The organism is Streptomyces albidus (ex Kaewkla and Franco 2022) (genome assembly GCF_013870515.1).
Taxonomy (GTDB): domain Bacteria; phylum Actinomycetota; class Actinomycetes; order Streptomycetales; family Streptomycetaceae; genus Streptomyces; species Streptomyces albidus.
The window spans coordinates 1-4,308 of sequence record NZ_JACBXA010000361.1; the positions used below are offsets into that span (position 1 = coordinate 1).

Consider the following 4,308-nt stretch of genomic DNA (forward strand, 5'->3'; position numbering starts at 1 on the left):
GTGCTCCTCCTGGGGCCGCGCCCCGTCGGGCAGGGCGAGCAGCCCTGCATGGTGGAACCGCAGGGCTGCGGCGGCCAGTTCGGGGCGCTCACGCGCGAGGCGGGACCACGGCAGCTGTGCGCCGTCGGGCCCCGCCCGGGTGATGAAGCGTTCGTCCAGCCAGCTGAGGAAGGGGCGCGAGGCGAAGCCGGGGTCGAGGAGGTCGGTCGTCAGCTCGGTGAAGCGCTCGGCTTCGCCCGCGAGCCAGTCCGCCTCGAGCGGTGTCGGGGTGGTCACCCAGCACAGCTCCGCGTAGGGGGCGAGGTGTCCCTCCCGTACGGCGGCGGGGATCGACGGGCCCTGCACGGCTGGTCCGAACAGCTCACCGACGAGCTGCGCCTGGGAAGGCGTCAGCCGGTCGGGAGGAGTGGCGGTCAGCCCGATGACGGTGGCGTCCGGAAGCTCACGCAGCAGTTCGGCCACCAACTCGCCCCAGGTGTCGAGGAGATGGTGGCACTCGTCCAGCAGGAGGGTGAACCGGCCGGTGCGGCGCAGCGATTCGACGAGCTGAAGGCCCTGCGGGCGCAGCCTGTGCAGGTGCTGTGTGGCGGCAGGCGAGTTACGGGCGCCGGCGGGTGCCGTCTCCGTACCGTCCTCGTCGATCTCGGCGTCCGGGTCGAAGGAGGCGAGGGACTGGTAAGTGAGCACGGTGACGGGCGAGTCGAGGGTGCGGTCCGTCCCGGCGGGGACGGCAGCGGTGCCGGGCGCGAACGCCGCCCATTCCCGGAGCCACTGGCCCTGGATGGCGGTGTTCGGGGTGAGCACCACGACGGGGTCACCGAGCCGCCGTGCCGCTTCCAGCCCGACCAGCGTCTTGCCCATGCCGGGCGGCAACACGACCCAGGCGCGGGCGAGTCGGGGTGCTCCCGCGCCACTCGCCGAGCCCGCACCCGCCGCTCCCGTCGTCAACGCCTCGGCGAGACGGGCAAGTGCGGCTTCCTGGTGCTTGCGCAGCGGATACGGCGGGCGGAGGTGCTTCATCGCGTCGGTGGTCGGGGGCACGCACGTACCGTAGGCCGCTTCGTGAGTGCTCCGGGCACCAGGTGACGCCCGGAGCACTCACGGGGACCTCAGCTCCGGGGGCGGAGCAGGTCGTGCAGCTTCGACCCGCGGTCGGCTGCGCCGGCCGGGCCGTACGGCGCGGGCACGGCGGACTTCGCCTTCTCCGGGGTCAGGGGCTCCGGGTCGGGCAGGGCGTCGCAGACCGCGTCCGCGTCGCCGCTTCCCTTGCCCCGGGGGACCTTGCCCGTCGCCAGGTAGTCGGACAGGTAGCCGTCCAGACACTCGTTGCCGCTGAGCGAGATGCCGTGGTTGCCGCCGCCTTCTTCGACGACCAGGCTGGAGCCGCGCAGCTTGCGGTTCATGACGACACCGCCCTCGTACGGGGTGGCCGCGTCGTCGGTGGCCTGGAAGAGCAGGACGGGCGGGAGCTTCTTGTTCGAAACCTCGGGCGCCTTCAGGGACTTGACGGGCCAGAACGCACAAGGCGCGTTGTACCAGGCGTTGTTCCACGTCATGAACGGCGCCTTCTCGTGCACCTTCTGGTTGTCGCGGTGCCAGGTGCGCCAGTCGCGCGGCCAGGAGGCGTCGCGGCACTGCACGCCGGTGTAGATGGAGTAGCCGTTGTCGCCCTCGGCGTCGACCGCGGCGAACGAGTCGTATGCCTCGGCCAGCGGCTCGTCCTTGCCGTCGTTGACGTACGCGGCGAACGCCGAGGCCAGGTCCGGCCAGTAGCCGTTGTAGTAGCCGCCGGGGAGGAAGGTGTCCTCCAGCTCCGCGGCTCCGACCTTCCCGCCCGCGGGCTTCTTGCGCAGCGCGTCGCGCATCTTGTACCAGGACTTCTCCACGGCGGCCGGGTCGGTGCCGAGACCGTAGTCGGCGTCGTGCTTGGCGACCCAGGCGGCGAAGGCCTTGTGCCGGGCGTCGAATGCGACGTCCTGGTCCAGGTTGTCCTCGTACCAGACGCCGTCGGGGTTGACGATGCTGTCCAGCACGGCGCGGCGAACGCGGTCCGGGTGCAACTTGGCGTAGACGGCGCCGAGATACGTGCCGTACGAGTAGCCGAAGTAGTTGATCTTCTTGCTGCCGAGCGCACGGCGGATGACGTCCATGTCCTCCACGGCGCTCACCGTGTCGATGTACTTCAGAAGGCTGCCGTACTTCTTGCCGCACGCGTCGGCGAAGCCCTTGGCGCGCTTGACGTTGGTCAGTTCGTCCTTCGCGCTGCGCGGCACCGTGTCGGGCCGGACCGGGCCGAAGTAGCCCGGCTTGCAGTCGAGTGCGGGCTCGCTCTTGCCCACGCCGCGCGGGTCGAAGCCGATCACGTCGTACTGCGCCGCCACCTTCTCGGGCAGCGAGCCGGCGACGAACCCGGCGAGGGTCAGGCCGCTGCCGCCCGGGCCACCGGGGTTGACGAGCAGCGGGCCCTGCGACTTCTCAGCGGTGTGCTGAATGCGCGAAAGGGCGATGGAGATCTTCTTGCCGCTCGGGCGCGAGTGGTCGAGCGGAACGCGCAGCGTGGAGCACTGAAGCTCCGGATAGCTCTCGGTCCCGCAGTCGGTCCACTTGAGGGTGCTGCTCGCATCGCCTGGCTTTGCGGAGGGTGCGGCCCCGGCGTTCGCCGACGCCGGTACGGCCGTGAGCACCCCGGCCAGCATCACCACGGCGGCACTGTTCACGGCTATGACGCGTCTTTTCATCCGAGCTCCCATGTGGAGAGTCATGGCCGCACAAGTCGCGGCCATACGCATCGTGCAGCACACAGGCCCCATGGGGGATGGTTCTGCACAAATTAACTCGGGGGGAAATAGCAGGCGTATCACCCCATGGCGTCTCCTCCACGCGCCCCGATGCGGCAACACGCCCGCGCCGCAGGAGCGTTGAGCCCCGCACGACCCGCACGACCCGCACGACCCGCACGACCCGCACGACCCGCACGACCCGCACGACCCGCACGACCCGCCCGCTCAAGTCCGGCCGCCCGTGCGTACGGCCGCACGCGCCGAAGCGACCACCGCCTCCAGACGGCCGCTGTGCGCACCCCGCCAGAAGAGTCGCTCGCAGCTGCGGCAGCGCATGAAGGTGTCGTACGTGCGCCGCGTGCCCGGACGGAGCAGCGACGCGATCTCCGACTTCGGAACGGGAGCGAGCATCCCGTTGCACGCCATGCACCGGATCCACGGGGCCAGAGGCGGGGCGAACCGGTCGAGGACGTCGGCGAGTTGGGCATCCGTGCGGGACCCCCGCACGTACGCGCCCAGCCACAGCGCCCTGCGCAGCAACAGCCCACGGTCCTGGGTGAGGAGCACGCGGTGCTCTGCGTTCGCTTGTTCCAGTAGGGCCTCGTCGGACATGTCGTTGCGGTACGCGGCGTCCAGGCCGACGAGGCGAAGCAGCCGGGCCAGCGCGCCCAGATGCACATCGAGGACGAAGCGCGGCGGAGTGGGGGAAGCGACGGGCTGCGGCCGTGCGACGGCTGCGACGTCGGCCGAACCGGGTCCCTGGGGGCGGTACGACGGCGCGACGGCGCGTCCGCTCACTGTCAGTTCACCCACCTCCGTCAGCGGTACGCCCAGGGACTGGACGACGTGGCCGAGGGTCGAGGTGCCGTCGCAGGAGACGTGGACCTCGTCCGCGCGGCGGTGCCGGGCGGAGAGGAAGAAGCGCAGCTCCTGTGCGAAACGGAGACCGAACTGCGGGACCCCGGGGGTCACCGGGACCGGCCGGGCGTCACGGATTCGCGTGCGGTGGAGGGGAGTCGGGCGGCGGGGTGGGGCGGACCTGGAAGTCGGTGAGCCCCTGCGGCGGCTCCTCGTAGACCTGCACCTCGTCCACACGGGCCTGCGGCGGGCCCTTGTGCGCCCACTCGACGAGCTGGTCGACGGCGTCCAGCTCACCCTCGAACGCGGCCTCGACCGTACGGTCGCGGAGATTGCGCACCCAGCCGACGACGCCACGGGAGGCGGCTTCGGTCCGGCAGGAGTCGCGGAAGAACACGCCCTGCACCGCACCCGAGACGATCACGCGCTTGCGGGTCACCGTGGAGCACCTCCGGTGGGCACCTCTCGACGCCGGTGGATCACCGACCCAGCATAAGGACACAGCGGGCAGGCGATCCACCGGAGCGGGTCCGGCCGGGAGGGACCCGGGCGCTCCCGGCCCACCGAGGCGGGCTCGCCGTCACGTGCCCCCGGGGACGCGCGACCATGAAGACGTGCGACTCGAACCGATCACCTGGGAGCGCCTGACCGAGAAGCTCGCCGACCGCAT

At 71.2% G+C, this 4,308-nt stretch carries 4 protein-coding genes; all 4 read right to left on the minus strand.

Annotated elements, in window-relative coordinates; translation table 11 throughout:
* Positions 1–1,041: DEAD/DEAH box helicase (locus H5J26_RS28800; RefSeq protein WP_210771869.1), on the minus strand; the 1,041-nt coding region annotated here is incomplete at its 3' end.
* Positions 1,042–1,109: 68 nt separating this feature from the next.
* Positions 1,110–2,738, minus strand: a complete 1,629-nt coding sequence (locus H5J26_RS28805; protein WP_181768905.1) for an alpha/beta hydrolase — start codon at positions 2,736–2,738, stop codon at positions 1,110–1,112.
* Positions 2,739–3,005: 267 nt separating this feature from the next.
* Positions 3,006–3,752: a Mut7-C RNAse domain-containing protein gene (locus tag H5J26_RS28810; RefSeq protein ID WP_181768906.1), complete on the minus strand. Its 747-nt coding sequence runs from the start codon at positions 3,750–3,752 to the stop codon at positions 3,006–3,008.
* Between the two features lie 16 nt (positions 3,753–3,768).
* The gene (locus H5J26_RS28815; protein WP_181768907.1) at positions 3,769–4,077 is read right to left on the minus strand and encodes an acylphosphatase; all 309 of its coding nucleotides are present in this window, start codon (positions 4,075–4,077) and stop codon (positions 3,769–3,771) included.
* Between the last annotated feature and the right edge of the window lie 231 nt (positions 4,078–4,308).

Coding starts and splice junctions, on each gene's coding strand:
- H5J26_RS28805 (WP_181768905.1), bottom strand. CDS start 2,738: ATGAAAAGACGCGTCATAGCCGTGAACAGTGCCGCCGTGGTGATGCTG.